Below are 22,889 nucleotides of genomic sequence, written 5' to 3' on the forward strand. Positions count from 1 at the left end.
CACCATTAGGTAGTCGCTTTTTATATTTCTAAAACTGTAAGCTTAGTTTAGCCTTCAATTTTGTGTAGAATCATTTTCTTAGCTGTACTGATAGCCGCATCGATACCTTGAGGATCTTTTCCACCAGCAGAAGCAAAGAATGCCTGGCCACCGCCGCCACCTTTAATCTCCTTAGCTGCTTCACGAACAATTGCACCAGCATTCAAATCGTACTCTTTAACCAAGTTGTCAGAGAATATGATAGTCAGGTTAGCTTTCCCACCAAGATCAGCACCAGCAATAAACACTAGGTTTTCAACTTCAGCTTTTAGAGAGAAAGCAATGTCCTTAATATCAGCAGCAGATTTTACATTCATCTTTTTACTGATGAAATTCACGCCTTTGGTTTCAGATATTTCAGACTTTAAAGCATTCTTTACAAGCTTTAGCTGATCCTTTTGGAAAGCTTCAAGGCCTTTTTTCATTTCAGAGTTTTCCGAAATAAGGGCTTCGATATTTTTAAGAAGATTTTGATTCGACTTAAAAGTACGCTCAATCTCTTTAAGTGTGTTTAGCTTATCGTTGATATACTTTTCAGCTTTATCAGCTGTAATCGCTTCGATACGACGAACACCTGCAGAAATTGCTCCCTCAGAAGTTAGTTTAAATAAACCGATCTGACCAGTAGCCTTAACGTGAGTACCACCACAAAGCTCAACTGACTCGTTTAATTTCACAACACGAACTAAGTCACCATATTTTTCACCGAATAGTGCCATAGCGCCCAAATCGACAGCTTCCTGCATAGGAATACCATTTTTAATCTCGCAAGTTGCATTCTCACGAATCTTCCGATTCACGATTTCTTCGACCTTCGCAATTTCCTCTTCGGTCAATTTTTGGAAGTGAGCGAAGTCGAAACGCAAATGATCAGGATTAACCAAAGAACCTTTTTGCTCAACATGATCGCCCAATACTTCGCGAAGTGCTGCATGCAGTAAGTGAGTAGCCGTATGATTATTTGCAATTAATTGACGTTTCTCAGCATTTACAACGGCTTTAAAAGTTAGAGTCGGATCACTAGGCAATTCATCAGTGATATGGATGATCAATCCCGTTTCCTTTTTGGTGTCAACAATAGATATCTTCTCGCCATTGGCTTCGATATAACCCGTGTCACCAACTTGTCCACCACTTTCGCCATAGAAAGGAGTGATATTGAATACCAATTGGAATAAATCTTTCCCTTTGATATTCATCTTACGATAACGCGTAATTTTTACGTCAGTCGATAGGTAATCGTAACCAACAAACTCTTCTTTATCGTCTTTTAGAATCTCAATCCAATCGCCAGTTTCCATTGCTGTAGCTGAACGAGAACGATTCTTCTGAGCTTCCATCGCCTCATTGAATTCTCTTCTATTTACAACCAGATTGTTCTCTTTAAGAATCAACTCAGTTAAGTCTAATGGGAAACCATATGTATCGTAAAGTTCAAAAGCAACTTTACCTTGAACGACTTTAAAGTCGTCAGCTTTTGTTTTTTCAATAATCTGATCAAGTAATTTGATACCGTTAGCAAGTGTTCTTAAGAAAGAATTCTCTTCCTCTTTCACTACTTTCTCGATCAAACCTTGTTGCTTAATCAATTCTGGGAAATGCTTACCCATAACCTCGATAAGAACTTCAACCAATCTGTACATGAAAGGATCTTTCAAATCAAGGAAAGTGTAGCCATAACGAACTGCACGTCGAAGAATTCGGCGAATCACATATCCAGCTTTATTATTCGATGGTAACTGACCATCAGTAATCGCAAATGAAATGGTTCTGATATGATCAGCAATAACTCGCAAAGCGATATCAACCTCTTCATTTTCGCCATAAGTCTTACCACACATTTTAGCAATGGTTTGAATAATTGGCTGGAAAACATCAGTATCATAATTCGATTGCTTATTTTGTATAGCCATACAAAGACGCTCGAATCCCATTCCTGTATCAACATGCTGATGAGGAAGTGCTTCTAGAGAACCATCAGCCTTGCGGTTGAATTGCATGAACACTAAGTTCCATATTTCAACAACCTGTGGGTGATCCATATTAATAAGGTCACGACCATCAATAAGTTTTCTTTCGTCTTCGGATCTAAGGTCGATATGAATCTCAGAGCAAGGACCACAAGGACCTACATCACCCATTTCCCAGAAATTATCCTTCTTGTTTCCATTGATGATATGACTTACTGGAAGGTATTTCTCCCAATAACCTGCAGCTTCATTGTCACGCTCCATTTTGTCTTCTTCGCTACCTTCGAATACACTAGCGTATAAACGATCAGTAGGAAGTTTTAAAACATCTACCAAAAGTTCCCATGCCCAATCAATGGCTTCCTTTTTAAAGTAGTCACCAAAAGACCAGTTTCCTAACATCTCGAACATGGTATGGTGATAGGTATCGTGACCTACCTCTTCCAAATCGTTATGCTTACCTGATACTCTCAAACATTTTTGAGAGTTGGTAATTCTTTTATATTTGATTGGTGAGTTGCCCAGAAAAACATCCTTAAACTGGTTCATACCAGCATTTGTGAACATTAATGTAGGGTCATCTTTAATCACCATTGCTGCTGATGATTCAATTTTATGTTGTTTGGATTCAAAGAAATCCAAAAAGGTTTGTCTGATTTCGCTAGAATTCATATTGTATTATGTTTTAAATCAATGTGATTTTGATACTTAGCTTGCAAAGTTAGATTATTTCCTTAATTTTGCTCACATGCGTGAAGAAAAATGTATGTTTTTCTGAAAAAATAAATTGAATATTAACCTATGGCAAAAACCAAATATCAGTTTAATCCTGAGTCTATTAGTTACGAAGAAGTTGAAGTAAGCTTTAAGACTCGAGCATTAGGCTTTCTAAAACATATAGCTTCGAGTTTAGTCCTTGCGGTTATTATGGTGGCCATTCTCTTCAATTATTTCGGTTCTCCAAAGGAGCGTTCGCTAGAACGTGAGAATCAGGAATTACTCTCTCATTACGAAAGATTAAATAACGAATTCAATAAAGCACGTGTTGTTTTGGGTGACCTTGAGCAACGAGATGACAATATTTATCGAGTGATTTTCGAAGCAGAACCTATTCATAATAATATCAGGAAAGCAGGTTTTGGTGGGGTTAATCGCTACGAAAATTTAGAGAATTTAGAGAATGCTGATCTTGTTATTTCAACGGCAAAAAAACTTGATCAATTATCAAAATCCATTTACGTTCAAACTAAGTCGTATGATGAGGTGGAGATCATGGTTAATAACAAGTTTAAACTCTTAGCAGCGATTCCGGCTATTATGCCAATTGCCATCAAAGATTTTAATCGAATTTCTGCAGGCTACGGCTGGCGTGTTCATCCGATTTATAAAACTCGTAAGTTTCATGATGGAATGGACTTTACAGGTAAATCAGGAACCCCTCTTTATGCCACAGGCGATGCAGTTGTAAAGAAGGTTGGAACCTTAAGAGGATATGGGAAAACAGTTATTTTGGATCATGGTTATGGGTACACAACGCTTTATGCTCATTTAAATGGTTACAATGTGAAGCGTGGACAAAAAGTAAAGCGAGGAGAAGTCATTGCATTTTTGGGTAATACTGGAAAATCGACTGGACCTCATTTACACTATGAAATTAGAAAATCAGGTCAGACTTTAAATCCTATTAATTATTATTTTAATGACCTAACTGCAGACGAATACGATCGTATGGTTGCCTTCGCTGCGAACACTGGTCAAACAATGGACTAGTTTCACCAAAAAGATACTGGCAAACATAAAAAGTGGCACGAAAAATTTAACTTCGTGTCACTTTTTTGTTAATTTAGTCTAAGCTTATAATTTAAGCTCCTGTTATTCTGTTTGAAAAAGAGTCTGCTGTGCCATATCGCGAAACGAAAATAGAAAAACTCTACTACTCCATTGGAGAAGTTGCCGAAATGTTTTCGGTGAATACATCTCATATCCGATATTGGGAGAAGGAGTTTGATATTATAAAACCGAAGAAGAACAAAAAAGGGAATCGTTTTTTTACAAAGGCTGATATCGATAATTTCCATTTAATTTATCATCTTGTAAAAGAAAGAGGGATGACTCTTAGTGGTGCTAAGCAGAAGTTGAAGGAAAATAAAGCGGATACTCAAAATAATTTTGATGTTGTGTCAAGACTTCAGGATATTAAGACTCTCCTTCTTGAGATGAAAGAAATGATCTAGAATTCCGAATCAGGAATATAACCCTTAAAATTTTAGAATTGAAAGTAAAAGATATAGTAGCTGCGATAGAAGAAATAGCACCCTTATCTTATCAGGAGTCCTATGACAATGCAGGTTTAATTGTTGGAAGATCTGATTTGGAGATTACTGGAGCATTAATATGCTTGGATGTTGTAGAGGAAGTTGTAGAGGAAGCTATTGAAAAAGGATTAAATCTGATTATATCACATCACCCAATTGTTTTTAAAGGGTTGAAACGATTCAATGGTAATAACTATGTGGAACGCACAGTGATGTTAGCCATTCAAAATAATATTGCCATTTATGCGGCTCACACTAATTTGGATTCTGTAAAAGGGGGAGTTAGTGATAAAATGTGTGATGTGTTGGGCTTAGTAAATCGTAAGGTTTTAGATCCAGTAAGTGAAGATTTGAAGAAATTAGTGACTTATGTGCCATCTGATAAAGCAGAAGAGGTTCGTAAGTCGTTGTTTGAAGCTGGGGCAGGACAGACAGGGAATTACGATTCTTGTAGCTTCAATTCAAAAGGAGAAGGCACCTTTAAAGCCAATGAGACTGCGACACCTTATGCTGGTAAGCAAGGTGAGTTACATTATGAAGCAGAGACACGAATTGAAACAATTTTTCCTAAGCACTTACAAGGGACAATAGTAAGAGCTTTATTCCGTTCTCATCCTTATGAGGAAGTTGCCTATGATATATACTCTTTAGAGAATAAAAATCCTCAAGTTGGTTTGGGCATGATTGGTGAATTAGAGAAGCCAATGGATAGTCTGGAGTTTTTGAAAAAACTTAAAGATTTATTCCATTGTGGAGCTATACGACACACACCTATTATAAAGAATACAATTAGGAAAGTAGCACTTTGTGGTGGCAGTGGAAGTTTCTTACTAAGAAAAGCTATGGCATCCAAAGCTGATATTTATATCAGTGGAGATTTTAAATATCACGAATTTTTTGATGCCGAAGGAAAGATAATTATTGCTGATATCGGACATTATGAAAGTGAACAGTTTACTAGAGAAATTTTTTATGAGATAGTTACAAAAAAATTCCCTAACTTTGCGGTTCGTATCTCAGAGATAAATTCGAATCCAATAAATTATTTGTAAACATATGACTACACAAAATCCAAAAGCTGCAGATTTAAAGGATATTTCAGTTGAAGAAAAATTGCGTGCACTGTACGAAATGCAAAGTATTGATGCTGAGGTTGACAGAATAAAAACGCTAAGAGGAGAACTTCCTTTAGAAGTTCAGGATTTGGAAGATGAAATTGTGGGGCTTGACACCAGGATTAATAATCTTAACACTGAAGTAAGTGTGCTTGGTGATACTATCACTAAGAAGAAACAAGAGATAAAAGAAGCTGATTTGTTGATTAAAAAGTACGAGGCTCAACAGTCTAACGTTCGAAATAATCGTGAATTTGACTCTATCTCTAAAGAAATTGAATTTCAAAAACTTGAAATTGAGTTATGTGAGAAGCGTATTAAAGAATTCACCGTAGAGGTTTCTGGCAAGAAAATTCAGATTGAAAAATCAAATGCTGTTTTAGCTGATAAAAAAATGGACCTTGAGGCTAAGAAAAGTGAATTAGACGCAATTGTTTCAGAAACTCAACTTGAAGAAGACAGGTTGAATGGTAAATCAGCTGAATACAAAACCAAAATTGAGGAGCGTTTGATTAATGCTTATACTCGTATTCGTAGTAATGCTCGTAATGGTCTTGCAGTAGTAACTGTAGAGCGTGATGCTTGTGGCGGTTGTTTTAACAAGATTCCACCTCAACGTCAGATGGATATTCGTACTCGTAAGAAGATTATCGTTTGTGAATATTGTGGCCGTGTTTTGGTTGACCGTTATATCGTTGATTACGATAGTAGTCTAGAAAAAGCTGATGTTGAAGAAGCTGATGCTAAGCCAAAAAGAAGAACTCGCAAAACAAAAGAATAGTTCTACTATAGATATTACAAAGGCCGTCGAGTTTCGACGGCCTTTTTTGTATGCTGGATTTTTCGAATTGAAAACGATTTAGTTTGTTGGTGTAATTATACCCTCTGTACTAATCTTTAATTTAGCTTCAGGAATATCACTTAGAGTTAATTCCTTCAGTTTTAAAGCAGCCTTATTTAGTTTGTCTATTCGTGTACCTAAACCTTTAATTTGTTTACACGAAATAACTTCAGCCTTTTTAAATTCTCCTTTTTTGTTCGTAAATACTTTCAATATAGGAGCTAACCCATTGATGCCTGATACTTTCATACGACTATAAGTACAGAAATTCCCCAAGCTGTAGATGATGAAACGATCTTTGTACAGATCAACAGCTCTTAAAACATGTGGTCCATGACCTAAGATGACATCTGCACCAGCATCAATCATTTTTCGAGCAAATTCATACACATTACCTCTGTCTTCACCCAAAAACATTTCTCGTTCTCTGGTCAGATTTTCGTATTTCGATCCTTCAGCTCCACCATGAAAAGAAACGACCGTTACATCACATCTATCGTTCAGAGATTCTACAATACGTATAGCTTCTTCTGTATCATTAATATCACAGGTTCCTCTAATGGGAGCAAAGGCACAAAACCCAAATTTAACGCTATCTCGTTCAATAACAATACTAGGATATTCTAATAAGCCAACATGGCTTAAACCAGCCTTTTCAATCTGTTCAATGGTATTTAACCTACCAGGAACACCTAAATCACCCGAATGGTTATTAGCCATGCTTAGAACATCAAATCCAGCATCAGCAATATGCTTGAAGAGAAAATTAGGACTTCGAAAAGCATAGCAATTAGCAGTATCCTGACATCTTTTTGTAATGGGTAATGAATCAGAATAAGCACCTTCTAAATTACCAAAACTAATACTTGCATCACTTAGAAATGGATATAGCCCTTTCATCAGACTATCCCCATTTTGTGGAGGCATATACTTGGGATGAGGAAAATTAGTTCCTAGCATGATATCCCCAACACCGATAATACTGACTAGTTTTTCGTCAATTTGTTTTTGAATCGTGTCAGGGGTTACGATGATACTATCTTGTAAAGTAATTGTATCAATAGCCTCTTGTGCTATGAGGGCTGATTGACTCACAAATAATATTGATATGATATGAACTAAATGCAGTCTCATAGACATGTGTATTAATCGTTTAATTACCAAGATCCACCAGCGCCACCGCCACCAAAGCTTCCACCACCAAAGCCTCCGAACCCACCAAAGCTACTTCCTCCTCCAAATCCTCCAGATCCTGAAGAAAAATCGTTGAAAGAACTGCCATGTGATCGTGAACCAGAACCCATCAGACCAAGTAGCATCCAAAATGGAAGACTACTTCCTGTACTGCCCATGGTATGATGTCCACGAGAGCGGGAGCGTCCTATAAATGAAAAGATAAGGATGATAAAAAGAGGAATTAAAAATCCAAATGAGCCACCTTTACCAGAGCGCGAACGTTGCTTTGCATATTGCTGGTGATTGAATTCACCTTTAGCCAAGCCCATTAATACAGAACTAGCCTGATTGATTCCTTCATAGATTTGTCCTTGTTTGAAATAAGGAATCATCTCATTACTCACAATTTCTTTCGCTGTAGCGTCAGGTATAGCTCCTTCGAGGCCATAACCTGTTGCAATAAAGACTTGTCCTCTGCTTCCTGAAGATTTGGGTTTGAAAAGAATCACAATCCCATTGTCAAAACCTTTTTTTCCAACTTGCCACTTTTCGCCTATCTCATATGCAAAACTTGAAGCATCAGATCCATTCAGACTTTTAACAGTCACTAAAGTGATTTGATTACCTGTGTTGGCATAAAAATCGAGCAATTTTTTCTCTAAAGCATTTGATTCCGATTTTGTAAGAACATTGGCGAAATCGTTAACCAATACTTGTTGCTTAGGTCGAGTAGGAATGTCTTGTGCTTGTGCTTGAGAAAAACTTGAAAGAGCTAAAGCTAGTATTATTAATAGTTGTTTAAAATATCTCATTGCTTTAATTTTTAGTTATCTCCAAATGAGATTTCATCACTTAACTCGTTCACATCATCAGCTTGATAAGGGAAATGAGTTTTTAATTGTAGTCCAGCCATCTTTATACCTTCTGAAAGTCCTGTGGCAAACTCTCCTTGTTTAAAGTAGCCCAGTATTTCTTCTTTGGTATGATTCCAAAATGATTCCGGAACCTTAGCATTGATACCAGCATCGCCTAAAATTGCAAATTTATGATCGCGAATGGCGAGATAAAAAAGAACGCCGTTTCTCAACTCAGTTTTGTGCATTTCTAATTTTGAAAAAAGGAAAGCGGCTCTATCCATAACATCATCGGGGCAATTGTTCTCGACGTGAATACGAATTTCACCTGAGGTATTCGTTTCGGCTTCAGCAATGGCTTGTTTTATCGCTATTTGCTCTTCTTTACTAAAAAAATCAGTAGCTGATTTCATCTGTTATTATTTTAAATTTTGATAAGATGGAAGTCGCCATAAGAGTTCTTATTTCTGTATTGTAGAAACATCTTCCGTTGCTCGTTACATATTATTAATATTTTGATTTGGATGTTTTTCTAAGAGAATTGAGAGCTAAAAGTTATCAATTCTCTTAGTTTTGGCTCTAACTATTTTGAATCTTAAAATTTGACTTCAGGAACCTTTTCTGAACCTTTAGTTGCTTCAAAATAAGCTTTCTTTTCGTAATTATAGAATCCTGCAAAAAGAGAATTTGGAAATTTCTGAATGTAGATATTGTACTGCTTTGCAGATTCGTTGAATTTCTTACGCTCCACAGTGATACGATTTTCTGTTCCTTCCAATTGAGCTTGAAGGTTCATGAAATTCTGATTAGCTTTAAGCTCAGGGTAGCGTTCAACACTAACCATTAAACGAGATAAGGCAGAACCTAATCCATCTTGAGCAGACTGAAACTGCTTCATGCTAGCGGCATTCATGTTACCAGGAGTAATGTTTATAGAAGTAGCTTTTGCACGCGCTTCAATTACACCCGTAAGGGTTTCTTTCTCATGTTCAGCATAGCCTTTTACAGTATTTACCAGATTAGGAATTAAATCTGCACGGCGTTGATAAACATTTTCAACTTGTGCCCATTGACCATTCACGTTCTCGTCCATGGTAACCATATTATTCTTAAAACCGACAGATTTACTAATTCCCCAGATAGCAAGTACAGCTATAATAATAAGGATAATGACTGATTTCTTCATGTGTTTTGTATTTGTTTTTGAAATTATTAGTTCGAATTTTAGACGGATTCATTTGTTGATAATGACGATATGAATCTACATTATTTCTATGAGATAGATATAAAATTACGAGATATTCGGCAAAATGTATGCCTATGTGGATAAGTAGACAAAAAGGGTAGTTGAAATGACAGGCTGGCAGAATTGAATCTGTACTTTAATGCATTAATTGTTTTATTCTATTACAAATACTAAGGGATAGGATAATTGTTTCAAAATTGTAATTTTGGGTCAGCTATTATTGAAAATAGCCCAAATATAAAAGGGAGAACTGAATCTCCCTTTTTTATAATCTTGCAATATGCGAATTCAATCTTTAACTGAAATTGAAAAACTGAGAAAACAAGAAGTTTCCTTCTGCATCTATTTCTCATCACCAAATTGTGGCGTATGTCAAGTGCTAAAACCAAAAATAATGAGTTTGATGAAGGATTATTACCCTGAAATTCAAACTTATAAAGTAGATGTAGCTGTCTATCCTGAAATAGCTGCTCAAATGGGATTTTATACAAATCCTAGTTTTATTGTTTATTTGAATGGACAGGAATATCTAAGAAGATCACGTTCTATCAGCTTACAGGAGTTATATGAGAGCTTGGCTCGACCTTATAAATTAATGTTTTGAATTTGGTGATTTAATAGGTTCCTACATTTAGCATGACTAATGGGCATGCTTGTTCAGTGATGATACCATTGGCACGAGCTTTTATCTCAAATTCTGGATTCTCTGTTCCAGGAGGGAATAATATGCGTTGAGGTTTTAAACTGATTAAATAATCGTAATAACTTTTTTGGTTTTTCGGAGAAACATAAATTGCGACTGTATTAATATCAGTATAATGAGGAAATCCAGTTTCAATATTTACAGTGTAAGCAGTCCCTTCCTTATTACCAATTGCATAAGTCTTTATTTTATGCTCTTTTAGTAGTTTGATACATTTGTTTGAATAGCGTTCAATATTAGTACTTGCGCCAATAACCAGAGTTGTTTTCATTTTGGAAGCTTATAGTTAATATTTTGTTTCTAGTTGAATATACAAAATATTTAGCATAAGTCGAAAAATGTAATTGTGATTTATTTGAAATTCAATCCACTATTTTTTCTCAACGAGGACAGTTGCATAGGCTGAAACACCATCTTCGGTGCCTTCAAAGCCTAATTTTTCGGTTGTTGTAGCTTTTATAGCTAAGTCTTCAAGATCTATTCCCATAACTTCTGAGAGCGTTTTCTGCATTTCCAGAATATGTGGATTGATTTTTGGTTTTTGCAAAGCAATTGTTGAATCGATATTACCGATGGTAAAACCTTTTTCTGCAATTATCTCAACAGTTTTCTTTAGCAATATTTTACTGTCAATTCCTTTTAGTTCAGCTGATGTGTCTGGAAAATGGTAACCAATATCTCGCATGTTGGCGGCGCCCAATAAGGCGTCGCAAATTGCATGAATTAAAACATCACCATCTGAGTGTCCAACACTTCCTTTATGATGGTCTAATTGAATGCCACCTAACCAAAATTCTTCACCCTCTGCTAATTGGTGAACATCGTACCCGAATCCTACTCTAATTTTCATTGTTTATATTTTTATCATGACTTACTGCATAGGTTTTAAGTTGACTAAGCCGTGTTGAAATGAATTTGCACAAAAAAATCCTCACGTGAAATGAGGATTTTAAAGTTATATATTTTTTTAGTTTATCTTCTATTCGATTTTAAATCCAGATTAGCAGAAATTGAAACACGCAATGTGTTTTGAAGTGGGTTATTTTGACTTGATGGGATTAAATATGAAAAATCAAGATCGAACATACTAAGTTTAACACCAACACCAGCTGTGTAGAACTTACGATTTCCTTTATCCTCATTTTCGTGAAAATATCCCGTACGAACGGCAAATTGATTTTGATACCAATACTCCAAACCTAAGCTCCAGGTTATTTCTTTAAACTCCTCACTCATACCATTTGGAGCATCAGAGAATGAACTGAAAATACCAGACATCACACTCTTGTCATTTATATTTGAAGATAGGTTCTCATCATTTTCTTCAATTTTTCTTCCAGATGAGCTTGGAACCATTAACTTATTCATATCAACCGAAACAGTAATAGAATTGTATTGATCAATCTGGTGCTTATAAGTCGAACCAATTCTCAAATTTGTAGGAATAAATTCTTTTTCACTATCATCAGAATAACTTATTTTAGACCCAATATTAGAAATATTTACCCCCCATGACCAGACTGATGGGTTATGTGAAGAACCATATTCTTTTCGATGATAAACAGATAAATCAGCAGCAAAAGCGTTGGCCGTTTTAGATAGATTATCGTAACCTCCTTGTGAAATATCTGAAAAGATATATCGGAAAGCGATTGCTCCAGAAAAATTGTCTCCTAAGCGGCGTGAGTAAGCAACATCAATAGATAATTCGTAAGGACTTTTTTTAATAGGGATATCATCTGCTTGTTGTTGTAAGAAAATATCTCCAAGAGAAAAATATCTAAAGGATGCAGCTATAGTTTGATATTTATCTAAGCTATAATAACCTGAAAGATAGGATAAGCTCATGTCATCTGTTATTTCTCTTAACCAAGGCGTGTAGGAAGCGCTAATACCAGCTTCACTTTTCGTAAAGCTATACTTTGCAGCATTCCAAAACATAGAGTTGTGATCAGGACTAGTAGCAACCCCTGTATTTCCCATACCACCAGCTCGGGAGTCAGGTGTGATAGAAAGAAAAGGAACTGCCGTTGAAATATAATTTGCTCCTGTTACTGATGTTCCTTGGGCGTTAGCTTTGTTTAATAGAGTAAAAAGAGCAAGTATACAAAGTGCTCTAGATAAGATTTTTTGAATATTCATAAAGTTGAAATTGATTCGATCTGCAAATATATTATAATAACTCTAATTCCTTATTTTTATTATTTAAGGATGACTAATTTTTGAAATTTATTTGCCGTTTTTCCATCCTCAGTTCTCAGTTTAACTCGATAAAAATAGACGCCTCGGCCTATTGAGTCTCCAAAATCATCTTTCCCATCCCAGTTTATGGGCCCCACTCTAAAACCAGAGGAGTTAATTGAAGTTTCTATGGATTTAACTAGTCGACCGGAAACAGTCAATATTTGAATTAAGACTTCAATTTCACCATTCGCTTGATTGTGTTCAAAATAGAATCCCGTGTTGGTTGTGAATGGATTCGGATAATTGAGGAGGTGTTTAATGGCTAATTTCGCATCCTGTGCTACAATAAAATCAACTTGACTTTCAGATGAGTTATTCACGTTATCCCAGACCTTCAGATTAAGTTGATGTTCTCCTTCTTCAAGCTTAGAAAGTTGGTAAGTTATTTGACCTTTCTGGTAACTATCTAGTTGGGCTTGATAATGATCATTTAATTCGATGCTATTATCATTGTTTTGATCTATTGTAGCAAGAATGTTATGTCCCGAATTGGTGCCCAGTGTATTTATCCCACTTGAATCTTGAACTATCGCAAGTAGGAGTGGAGATTCATTGGTTGTTCCCCCATTTACAAACTGTTCGTCATTCATATAGAGCTCAATTTCAGGACCTACTTTATCGTCGATATTATTAATGTCCGACCCACCTACAATTATATTATCACTATATCCGCTTGCAGTGGTGCTGTTACTCTTTGCGTAGTATTGAATTTTCCCTTTACCATATTCAAAATTGATATCCTTTGGTACTAGAAAGCTAAAACTGAATTCGCCATTCTTTATACTTACTTTACCTGAATAAAGAGCATTTCTTTGCTCTTTGTATTCAAAAGGAATTTCGTCATTGCCTAATGTGGTTTTATCAGAAAATTTGTCGAAAACTGTAGGGTAAAGGGTTCCATTAAATTGATTGAGATTTTGAGCATTTCTATCTTCAAGTTGTCCTGATATTGTGATCTTGCTTAGAGCCTTAAGTGTATCAGTGGTTTGATTGATATCGACATTGTTAAGCTTAAGAGTGGTAATATTCTCTTTTGGATAATTTAGTTTCAAGGCAGGGTCTCCCAATAGGGTGAAATTCCGTTTGTTGTTACTTGAACCACTCGCATTTTTTGTGAGTCGCATAATATCACCTAGACGTAAGTTCTCTTTTTTACTGTCCCTAGAGAAAACATGATTATAGAAATTCTGATTTAAAAAGAAATTAGGCGTTGAGTATACCAAGCGTGTTGTTGTGAATAATCCAATTCCACCACCATTGTCTCTAAGGAGAATTCTTTCGCCACCGGATAATTTTTGATATTGATCAAACCGACTGAATTCACAGGTAGCTGTCATAAATAGGGGGAGGCGATTTTCATTTTTCCAAGAGTCGATGTCTTCAATCATCATGATTCTTTCATGAGCCAAGCCATTCTCATTACCATGCCCCGTATAGTTGACAATTAAGTTTCCTTTGTTGATGTTATCTTCTATATTTCTATTTACTTCAGGGTATCTGTCTCCAGCTGATGTGCTTACTTGTGTGAAGTCATCTAAAAATATTCGATGAATTCTGTATTCAGGATTACTGTTTTCAACTTGCACAGCAAGTTTATTAGCATCGCGCATGTGGACGTTATTGTCTTCATCATCTCCAATAAATGAAAGCTCGGTTTGCCATTTTCCTAGATTTTTATTTTTGTTGTAGTTTAGGATTTTAGACGTTACAATTTGAGCTTCTGCTTTAGAATTAACTGGCAGACGGCCAATCCCAATGTCTACCAAACCTGAAGCATCACCTTCATTATCGTCGAGAAGACCAAAGAAATCATCGGTTACAAATGATTGAGTAGGTGAGAGAGAATAGGTTGATTGATAAGTAGGGATTTTATTTGTGTTGCTTTGGCTAACAAGTTTATTGTCGTATGAACCATCTCCAAAAAGCAGGAGGTATTTAGGTATATCTTCTTCATTTGAAGCTCTATCGTAGAACATCTTAACGAAATTTCGAATTGCTGCTACATCGACGGTTCCTGAGGAAAACTCATTATAAACACTTTCAGTATTGACTAATGAAACCCTAAGCTGATCATGTGTTTTGTGAAAATCAGCAATCTGATTAGCGTGGTTTAAGAAATCAGGATGACTCACTATAATGAGATCACTCGCAGATAACCCATGTAAGTTTTGGTTTTGGACATTCTCTACAAATTTTGGTTTTGGAAATTCTGAATTAAAATCGAAAGCGATTAACTCTTTCAGTTCGTCTTGGCTAATATTAATATTGGCAATATCTCCATCAAGTTCTATTGCGATTTGTTTTGCTTGTGATGGATCAGTTACGTCCCAAACCATGGTGTTTGAGGTTGTATTTTTTAGTTTAAAGTTTACAATATTGCCAGCATCCACAGTCTTGCTGTCGCGAAAAGCGAGTTGTTCTCCTTCAAATATTAATTTACATCGAGCATTTAATCGCATATAATCTAACCAGCCAATTGATGACGCAGAGCCTTTTTCATATTCAATTTTAATATTGAATTGATCTTTTGTGGCTTTGAAATTTGTAAAGCGTTGTCTTATTTGAGAGGCGTATGTGGCTGTATAGCTGCCAGTATGCACCGATGGAATGGCAATTTCTCCTATGGAATTGTTATCGGAGCTTAATATGAATTTTGTTTTTGAAGAAGAACGGCCAGCAACATGAGTGTTGATACTGATATTTTCACTCGTGTTTAGGTTTTTAAAATAAAATGGGAGAGTATAAGATGTTGTGATATCGAATATATGTCCAAACCACAATTGACCTGATCGTAGAAGATTCTTTTTATCTAGGTCAACAACTCTATAGGAGTCAAAATCCGTGACAGAAGTATTAGGGTTTTGCTCATTATTCACTTTTTGAATTAATGGAGAGGCTGTTTTATCGGATGTCAAGAAATAATGTGATGTATTGCTGTAGTGATGATTTTCATGAACAAACTCATCGGTATCTTCGTCGTATTGCCAAGATTTTGGTCCTTTTGCATAAAATAAGATGTAATCTCCCGAGTTGAATATACCATCGTTACCTTTGTACATATAAATGTGATTCAATATAAGATCATCACTTTTAACAGCATTATTCATTTTAGGAAGCATGCCACCACCACTACCATATACTCTAATGTTTGTTGGGTTTTCTATACCCATATCTAAAAGTTGCTGGTAGGTTATCTTATGAATTGCCGTTGAATCGACACTTATTTTAATCCATTTTCCATTTGATAATATTGAGTTGCTTGCATAAGTAGCTTTGGTGATACTTTTTGTTTTTTGTTCCGAAGATTGTGAAATAAGTTTGATTTCGAACTTATTTAATTTTTCAAGTAATCCTGTTGATGGATTTCTTCTGATAGGGAGAAAAGTAACTAGCAAGTACTCTTGTTTTCGGATTCCAGCTTTACTTAGTTGAAAATCAAATTTGGATTTGATTTGAGAGGGGGCTATTAGATCCACTTCATCTTGATTAAGCGATATATAGATAGGATTGTTTAGTACAACAGAATAGTTAGAACGATTATTATCTATTTTTATTTTTTTAGAAAAATAAGGTAGAAAGTCTGTGCTTGCTTCAGTATTTGCACCTTCGAAACTGAGTATTTTAATTGATTTGCCTTCAGAGGTGAAAATTTCCGAACCTGACCAGTTAAGTTCAAATTCTTGTTGGTTTTGAGCAAAACAGAACTGTGATGCTAGTGATAATATAAGTATAAGGAGCTTACGCATTATTGATTTTAATTGAATTGGTTTAGTAAAAGAATATCAATGAAAATAGACTGTGAATATATTCATAATTTAGATGAAGAAATAATATTATATCCAGAGAGGTAGTCTATATCTAATTAGAATACTAAGGCATTTTGATTTAAGTTAATATTAGATTGAAAATTCGGATAAGTATTTAGGTAAACTGAGTGTTGATTGATAAAATGTATAAAAAAGTAAAATTCTATACAATAAGTTCTATTTACTTTTAGTTATATTTGTTGGGTGAAGAGTGCCTTTTTTTTGATTAAAGACTAGTTTTCTTTAACTATTGGAGAATTTGAAGCTATTTTGAACTTCCTTTACTCAAATTGTAATTAGTTGAAAAAAATTGGTAAATTGGAACTTTACACTAACGCATTGTTCAATAGGCATGAAGGTTGTATGCTTTATTGGCATTAACCGGATGAGGTTTATTTGTGATATTTAAAAGGAATATCATATCATTTTAATAGGTTGATAATGAATCTTTAAATTTGAGTAGGCCATTTATATATTTAAAGTTGTACTAATTCCCATCATTATCTGGGATAAAATTGAAGTAAAAAGAAAATTTAATCATATGAAATCGAATTTATTATTTTCCGCTTTCGCAATTACTTTATTGCTTTTTTCATCTTGTTCTAAGGTGAAGAATCTTGTAGGTAAGGAAGAACGTTCGTCTGCTACAGGTTGGGCTTATAATGATCCTGAGAATGGAGGGTTTGAATACAAAAAGGGTTACATTCAGAAAACTGGACCAGGTTTGGTATTCATTGAAGGAGGAACTTTTGTTTTGGGACGTACTCAGGATGATGTTATGTTCGAATGGAATAATATGCCACGTCGTGTAACACTTCCATCTTTTTATATTGACAAGACTGAGGTTAAAAATGTTAATTATTTAGAATATTTACATTGGACAAAGCGTGTTTTTGTTGATTATCCTGAGGTTTATAAAAAAGCATTACCTGATACGATGGTTTGGAGATCTGAGCTAGCTTATAATGAGCCTTACGTAAATAACTATTTACGTCATAAAGCTTATTCGGAGTATCCAGTTGTGGGTGTTTCTTGGGAACAAGCTTCTGATTTTTGCGAATGGCGTACCGATCGTGTAAACGAAAGAATTCTAATAGAGAAGGGTATTTTGAAAGAAAACCCTGATCAACGAAATGAGAATAACTTTAATACCCAAGCATACTTGATGGGACAATACGAAGGGGTTGTTGGAACCAATCTTAAAGATTTAAATCCTGATAATGAAGAACGTCGTGTACGTTGGTCAGATGGGATTTTGTTACCTAAGTACCGTCTTCCAACTGAAGCTGAGTGGGAATATGCGGCTTTAGCTACTGTTGGGAACTCTACTGATGAGCGCATTGGAGATAAAAAAATGTTCCCATGGAATGGACATTGGGTTAGAAACGACTCTAAGAAGCACCGGGGCGAGATGATGGCTAACTTCTCGAGAGGGAAAGGTGATTTTATGGGATCGGCTGGTGCCCTTAATGATGCTGGTGATATTACAGTGCCTGTAGAATCTTATTGGCCAAATGATTTTGGTTTATTTTGCATGGCTGGTAATGTAAATGAGTGGGTTGCAGATGTCTATCGTCCACTTTCATCGTATGATGTTGCTGAGTTCAATCCATATAGAGGTAATGTTTTCAAAACACCATTACTTGATGAAGAAGGTAACATAGCTGAGAAAGATAGTTTAGGTCGTGTTCGTTATCGTGATCAAAAAGATGAGGAATTGGTTAATCGTGTAAATTATAGAACAGCCGATAATAGAAACCATAGAGATGGTGATTTGGCTTCAAGTGTTGTTGCTGATACAGAATGGACAAATGATGAACTTCGTTCAAAAGGTTCTTCTTTAATGTATTTGAATGCTCAAGGCGCAGACAACAATACTTACAATACGTTGATTAACGATGAATCTCGTGTTTATAAAGGTGGTTCATGGAAAGATAGAGTATTCTGGTTATCTCCGGGTGCACGTCGTTTCTTAGATCAAAAGAGTTCTAGAGATGATATTGGCTTCCGATGTGCAATGACACATGTTGGATCTCCAGTAGAAGGAAAATAGATTATATGATTCTTATATAAGATTTACCCCATCGCGATAAACGATGGGGTTTTTTCTTGTATTTTTTTTTAAATTCGCTAGTTCAATTTCAAGCTTATTCTATGAATATTTCAAAGATTTATACCCTATTCCAAAATTTTCCTATTCTCATTACTGATAGTAGAAAGGTTGTTAAAGATTCCATATTCGTTGCTCTAAAGGGAGATAATTTTAATGGTAATAAGTTTGCTTTAAGCACGCTTGAAAATGGATGTTCTTATGCCATAGTAGATGAAAAGGAGTATGCAATTGATGATCGATTTATATTAGTTGATGATGCTTTGGCTTGTTTACAAGACTTAGCAAGAGAGCATCGGAGAGCGCTAGGTATTCCGATTCTAGCTATAACTGGAACCAATGGGAAAACAACAACGAAGGAGTTGATTAATGAAGTTTTGAAAAAGAAATTTAGAACCACAGCAACTCAAGGCAACTTCAATAATCATATTGGAGTTCCCTTAACTCTTTTAGCAATGAATTCTGACACAGAGTTTGGGATTGTTGAAATGGGAGCGAATCATCTTGGCGAGATAAAGATGCTTTGTGAGATTGCCGAACCTAATTATGGTTTGATTACAAATGTAGGTAAAGCTCACCTGGAAGGTTTTGGTTCCTTTGAAGGTGTGAAAAACACGAAAAAGGAGCTATACGACTACTTATCTGCTAACGATGGAGAGGCCTTTGTTAATTGTGAAAATGATCATTTATTAGGGATGCTTAATAATCAGAAGAAAATTTTCTATGGCAATTCTGATGAGGCTTATTCTAAAGCTCGCTTTCTTCAAGCTGAGCCGAAACTTATTATTGAACTCCGTTCTCCTATTGGGAAATTATATATTAAAACACAGTTGATTGGAGCTTATAATTTCGAAAATGTTTTAGCTGCTGTTACTTTAGGTCGTTATTTCAAAATTGATGAAATTGATATAAAAGATGCTTTAGAAGCTTACACACCAAGTAATAATCGATCTCAACTAAAAAAAACAGATAATAATGTTCTGTTTCTTGATGCTTATAATGCGAACCCAACGAGTATGACGGCTGCAATTGAAAATTTTGCAGCTATGAAAATGAAGAATAAATTTCTCATTTTAGGAGATATGTTGGAACTGGGAAATGAGTCTGAAAAAGAGCATCTTGATTTGTTAGAATTACTCAGTAAGAATGAACTTTCTAACACATTATTAGTTGGGGATATTTTTTCAACATTGTCTTCGCAATACACGTTTGAAACTTTCAAAACAGTTGATGATCTAATTATTTACCTTGACAATTTGAATCTAAAGGATAAGTATATTCTAATTAAAGGATCAAGAGGAATTAAGCTTGAAAAAGTGATTGAAAAATTATAAAATATGAATGTAGCTTGGGTTTATTTATTGATCGCAGGGCTTTTTGAAGCAGCCTGGGCGATAGGATTAAAATATACACAGGGTTTTTCTCGTTTATGGCCGAGTGTATTTACGATTATTGCAATGGGTATAAGTCTTTACTTTTTAGGTTTAGCTCTTAAGAATTTGCCAGTTGGAACTGCTTATGCTGTTTGGACAGGAATAGGTGCCTTTATAACTGCTATACTTGGTATTGTTTTATTCGGAGAGAGTGTCCATTTTGCTCGCATATTCTTTTTATTCCTACTACTGGTCTCAATAATAGGCTTAAAATTTACCGCTAGTTAGAAATATTTATTAGAAAGTTAGATCTGAGAATCTCTTTTTGCTTTGTATAAAATAGTCAGCAATAATACTTCCATTATAAATTTCATTATGGAATTCTTTAGTTACTAAAGGATTTAAAATTCTTCTCTTTTCACGCATCTTACTTAAATTGGCATAAAAAGAGTAGTGGGCTTTTAATAAAGCCTTAAAATTGTCGAACTCGAGACTAAGAAGAAATTTTATACCTGCTACGCCGTCTAATATCATTCTTAATAATAGGGTTGTAAGAAGTTTTTCGGAGGGTAAGTTTTTATAGAGCATAAAAAGATTATTCCTGAAATTCAGGTGTAGTTTTCGTGAACTGTGGTTTGGCAGGGTCGCACCCCCAACATGATATACGACACTCTTTGGATGACAAACGATTCGAAAACCTCTGTTCTTAATTCTCCAACAAAGGTCAATTTCTTCCATATGAGCGAAGAAATCAGCATCAAGACCTCCAAGTTTTTTATAAACTTCTGATCGGATAAAAAGTGCGGCACCACTTGCCCACATAACATCCGTAAGCTGATCGTATTGCCCTGAATCAGGTTCGATTGTATCAAATACTCGACCACGGCAAAAAGGATAGCCTAAATGATCGATATAACCCCCTGAGGCACCTGCATATTCAAATTCAGACTTATTATTGAATGCTTTAATCTTTGGTTGAGCTGCTACAATATCAGCTTCCTTCTCGAATAATTCATAAATTGGATCAAGCCAGTTTTCACTCACTTCAACATCAGAATTCAAAAGAACAAAATAGTCATGATCAAGTTGATCTAAAGCTTTATTGTAACCATCAGCAAAGCCATGGTTTTTATCTAAAATAATGGTTTTAAGCTTTGGATATTCACTTTTTAAAAAGGAGATAGAATCATCAGTGGAAGCGTTATCAGCTACAATAACCTCTGCCCATTCTCTTTTTGAAAACTGGGTAACAGAAGGAAGAAACTGTTCTAATAATTTCTTTCCATTCCAATTAAGGATAACCACTGCAATTTTATTCATGACTTAGTATTGTACTTGATGTGAATTGTGAGCTAAATATAAACTAAATTCCTGATCTATGAATTTCGTTTGTGTTTCCATCTCTTGTGCGTCCATAACCAGTAAGATGGGTTTTCGTTGATAATGTCTTCGAGCATACGAGTATGTAATTCTGTTATTTCGTTTTCTTCAGTTTCCTTTGGTTTATCCGTAATTGGAATAAACTCGTATTCGTAATAACCACGCTTGATCTTAGTCATTTTTGTGTAAACAACGACCTGATCAAGTTTTTTAGCAATTCGTTCAGCACCTTGAAGAATAGGGGTGTCCTGATTCAGGAAATTTGTCCAGTAATGCAGATTTCCTCTGTTAGGTGTTTGGTCACCAATAAAGGCTGTGATAGTAAAATGACCCTGATTTTTATGTCTGATCATTGTGCGAAGTGTGTCATTTTTTGCAAGTGTTTTCGCTCCCAAACGTTCTCTGATTTGGATATACATTTTGTCGAAAACTTGGTTATGCAACGGTTTGTATATGGGAAGAAACTCTCCGACAACGTGGATTGCTAAAGAACTTAACCATTCCCAGTTACCGTAATGACCAGTAATTGCAATAATACTTTTGCCTTGATCCTTATATGGAAGATAAAAATCGGGATTTTTGCATACGCAACGTTTCAGTATTTCTTCTTGGCTAATACTCCATAATTTAATAGTTTCAATAAATAAATCGCAAAAATGATGATAGAATTCTTTTCGTATTTTTCTTATTTCTTCAGATGATTTTTCAGGAAATGAATTTCTTAAATTTTGATTAACGACTTTCTTCCTGTAGGCTATAACTCTATAAATAATGAAAAAAACAAAATCAGAGAAAATATATAATACCCAAAGAGGAAGGAAGCTCAAGAAACGACAAAAGGCATAAGCCAAATATGAAAAAAAACGAGTCATATAAAAATTAGTATTGAATGATTTGATGCTATTATTTTAACATGAATTTCTGAATGCAACTTTTGATTTCACTGAAATTTAGTGAATTACTTGCTATTATTTCTTTCCCGAAAATGTAATTATCTTCGCCAAGGAAATCACAAACCTTACCACCAGCTTGTTGTACTAAAAATGCACCCGCTGCAACATCCCAGGATTGAAGGCCATATTCATAAAAAGCATCAAAACGGCCACAGGCTACATAAGCTAGATCGGTTGCTGCTGAGCCAGGACGACGAACACCTTGAGAATTAATACATAAATATTTAAGTAATTCTAGATAGTTATCCAATTGTTCGAAATTGTGATATGGAAAGCCAGTTCCAACTAAACTTGTTTCAAGAGTATTGGCTTTTGAAACTGATATGACTTTGTTGTTGAGATAAGCTGGAGCTCCATCCCAAGAATAAAAGCATTCGTTTAAGCTTATTTCATAAACAACCCCAAGCACGATTTTATCATCTCCTTTAAGTGCGATACTAACTGCAAAAGGTGAGAAACCATGAATATAGTTGGTTGTACCATCCAAAGGGTCGATAATCCAATTGTATTTTTCTCCAGTTGTCGTCTCAGTGCCTTCTTCTGCAATAAATCCTGCCTTAGGAATAAGAGGTTTCAATGCCTCAATGATTTTAGCTTCAGATGTTTTATCAACAAAGGTTACAAAGTCATGTGTGCCTTTGTTTTCAATAACACTAGCATTGATCTTATCTTGTTGCTCTTTTATAAAAGCGCCAACTTCAATGGCAATTTTCTTGGTTTGTCTGCAAATTGATTCCAGATCTATCATTAGCTGTGTGGCTTTT

At 35.3% G+C, this 22,889-nt stretch carries 20 protein-coding genes; 8 read left to right on the forward strand and 12 right to left on the reverse strand.

Going from position 1 to position 22,889, the window contains the following annotated elements; all coding sequences use genetic code 11:
• Positions 1-47: 47 nt before the first annotated feature.
• On the reverse strand, positions 48-2,681 hold the full coding sequence (gene alaS, locus ABY905_RS02110; protein ID WP_372639954.1) for an alanine--tRNA ligase: 2,634 nt from the start codon (positions 2,679-2,681) through the stop codon (positions 48-50).
• Positions 2,682-2,810: 129 nt separating this feature from the next.
• Between alaS and ABY905_RS02115 the strand changes: the two genes are divergently transcribed.
• From ABY905_RS02115 to ABY905_RS02130, 4 genes are all read left to right on the forward strand, one after another.
• Positions 2,811-3,779 carry a M23 family metallopeptidase gene (locus ABY905_RS02115; protein WP_372639956.1) on the forward strand — a complete coding sequence of 323 codons (969 nt, stop codon included), beginning with the start codon at positions 2,811-2,813 and terminating at the stop codon, positions 3,777-3,779.
• Positions 3,780-3,907: 128 nt separating this feature from the next.
• A complete protein-coding gene (locus ABY905_RS02120) occupies positions 3,908-4,243 on the forward strand; it encodes a MerR family transcriptional regulator (protein WP_372639958.1) in 336 nt (111 codons plus the stop codon).
• A gap of 38 nt (positions 4,244-4,281) precedes the next feature.
• Positions 4,282-5,376: a Nif3-like dinuclear metal center hexameric protein gene (locus ABY905_RS02125; RefSeq protein WP_372639960.1), complete on the forward strand. Its 1,095-nt coding sequence runs from the start codon at positions 4,282-4,284 to the stop codon at positions 5,374-5,376.
• Positions 5,377-5,380: 4 nt separating this feature from the next.
• The gene (locus tag ABY905_RS02130) at positions 5,381-6,220 is read left to right on the forward strand and encodes a zinc ribbon domain-containing protein (RefSeq protein ID WP_372639962.1); all 840 of its coding nucleotides are present in this window, start codon (positions 5,381-5,383) and stop codon (positions 6,218-6,220) included.
• Between the two features lie 78 nt (positions 6,221-6,298).
• On the opposite strand, the gene ABY905_RS02135 is transcribed toward ABY905_RS02130, so the two are convergent.
• From ABY905_RS02135 to ABY905_RS02150, 4 genes are all read right to left on the reverse strand, one after another.
• Positions 6,299-7,414: a CapA family protein gene (locus tag ABY905_RS02135; protein WP_372639964.1), complete on the reverse strand. Its 1,116-nt coding sequence runs from the start codon at positions 7,412-7,414 to the stop codon at positions 6,299-6,301.
• Between the two features lie 23 nt (positions 7,415-7,437).
• Positions 7,438-8,268: a YgcG family protein gene (locus tag ABY905_RS02140; RefSeq protein ID WP_372639966.1), complete on the reverse strand. Its 831-nt coding sequence runs from the start codon at positions 8,266-8,268 to the stop codon at positions 7,438-7,440.
• Between the two features lie 11 nt (positions 8,269-8,279).
• Entirely contained in the window at positions 8,280-8,723 is a 444-nt protein-coding gene (locus ABY905_RS02145) for a TPM domain-containing protein (RefSeq protein ID WP_372639969.1), read from the reverse strand.
• 182 nt (positions 8,724-8,905) lie between these two features.
• Complete coding sequence (locus ABY905_RS02150; RefSeq protein WP_372639971.1) at positions 8,906-9,496, reverse strand: LemA family protein; 591 nt, start codon at positions 9,494-9,496, stop codon at positions 8,906-8,908.
• A gap of 340 nt (positions 9,497-9,836) precedes the next feature.
• Here ABY905_RS02150 and ABY905_RS02155 point away from each other — a divergent pair, with 340 nt between their 5' ends.
• Positions 9,837-10,160, forward strand: coding sequence for a thioredoxin family protein (locus ABY905_RS02155; RefSeq protein WP_372639973.1), 324 nt, complete (start codon positions 9,837-9,839; stop codon positions 10,158-10,160).
• A gap of 10 nt (positions 10,161-10,170) precedes the next feature.
• Here the strand turns inward: ABY905_RS02155 and ABY905_RS02160 are convergent, their stop codons facing one another.
• The 4 genes from ABY905_RS02160 to porU all read right to left on the reverse strand — a co-directional run bounded on the left by ABY905_RS02160 (position 10,171) and on the right by porU (position 16,249).
• Entirely contained in the window at positions 10,171-10,530 is a 360-nt protein-coding gene (locus ABY905_RS02160; protein ID WP_372639975.1) for a CoA-binding protein, read from the reverse strand.
• Between the two features lie 99 nt (positions 10,531-10,629).
• Positions 10,630-11,109: a 2-C-methyl-D-erythritol 2,4-cyclodiphosphate synthase gene (gene ispF / locus ABY905_RS02165; RefSeq protein ID WP_372639977.1), complete on the reverse strand. Its 480-nt coding sequence runs from the start codon at positions 11,107-11,109 to the stop codon at positions 10,630-10,632.
• A 122-nt stretch (positions 11,110-11,231) separates the two neighbouring features.
• Positions 11,232-12,401, reverse strand: a complete 1,170-nt coding sequence (gene porV, locus ABY905_RS02170) for a type IX secretion system outer membrane channel protein PorV (RefSeq protein ID WP_372639979.1) — start codon at positions 12,399-12,401, stop codon at positions 11,232-11,234.
• 59 nt (positions 12,402-12,460) lie between these two features.
• Positions 12,461-16,249 (reverse strand): type IX secretion system sortase PorU, encoded by a 3,789-nt coding sequence (porU, locus tag ABY905_RS02175; protein ID WP_372639981.1) that lies wholly within the window; start codon positions 16,247-16,249, stop codon positions 12,461-12,463.
• A 601-nt stretch (positions 16,250-16,850) separates the two neighbouring features.
• On the opposite strand from porU, the gene gldJ reads away from it, so the two are divergent.
• The 3 genes from gldJ to sugE all read left to right on the forward strand — a co-directional run bounded on the left by gldJ (position 16,851) and on the right by sugE (position 20,080).
• A complete protein-coding gene (gene gldJ, locus ABY905_RS02180) occupies positions 16,851-18,362 on the forward strand; it encodes a gliding motility lipoprotein GldJ (RefSeq protein WP_372639983.1) in 1,512 nt (503 codons plus the stop codon).
• Between the two features lie 101 nt (positions 18,363-18,463).
• The gene (gene murF / locus ABY905_RS02185) at positions 18,464-19,753 is read left to right on the forward strand and encodes a UDP-N-acetylmuramoyl-tripeptide--D-alanyl-D-alanine ligase (RefSeq protein ID WP_372639985.1); all 1,290 of its coding nucleotides are present in this window, start codon (positions 18,464-18,466) and stop codon (positions 19,751-19,753) included.
• 3 nt (positions 19,754-19,756) lie between these two features.
• Entirely contained in the window at positions 19,757-20,080 is a 324-nt protein-coding gene (gene sugE, locus ABY905_RS02190) for a quaternary ammonium compound efflux SMR transporter SugE (protein WP_372639987.1), read from the forward strand.
• Between the two features lie 9 nt (positions 20,081-20,089).
• Here the strand turns inward: sugE and ABY905_RS02195 are convergent, their stop codons facing one another.
• Genes ABY905_RS02195 through ABY905_RS02205 form a run of 3 tightly spaced genes read right to left on the reverse strand, consistent with a single transcriptional unit; the run spans position 20,090 to position 22,873 of the window.
• Entirely contained in the window at positions 20,090-21,112 is a 1,023-nt protein-coding gene (locus tag ABY905_RS02195) for a glycosyltransferase family 2 protein (RefSeq protein WP_372639989.1), read from the reverse strand.
• A 56-nt stretch (positions 21,113-21,168) separates the two neighbouring features.
• Positions 21,169-22,071, reverse strand: a complete 903-nt coding sequence (locus ABY905_RS02200) for a lysophospholipid acyltransferase family protein (protein ID WP_372640020.1) — start codon at positions 22,069-22,071, stop codon at positions 21,169-21,171.
• 4 nt (positions 22,072-22,075) lie between these two features.
• On the reverse strand, positions 22,076-22,873 hold the full coding sequence (locus tag ABY905_RS02205) for an inositol monophosphatase family protein (protein WP_372639991.1): 798 nt from the start codon (positions 22,871-22,873) through the stop codon (positions 22,076-22,078).
• Positions 22,874-22,889: the final 16 nt, after the last annotated feature.

The sequence above is a fragment of the Ancylomarina sp. genome, assembly GCF_041555295.1.
Classification (GTDB): Bacteria; Bacteroidota; Bacteroidia; order Bacteroidales; family Marinifilaceae; genus Ancylomarina.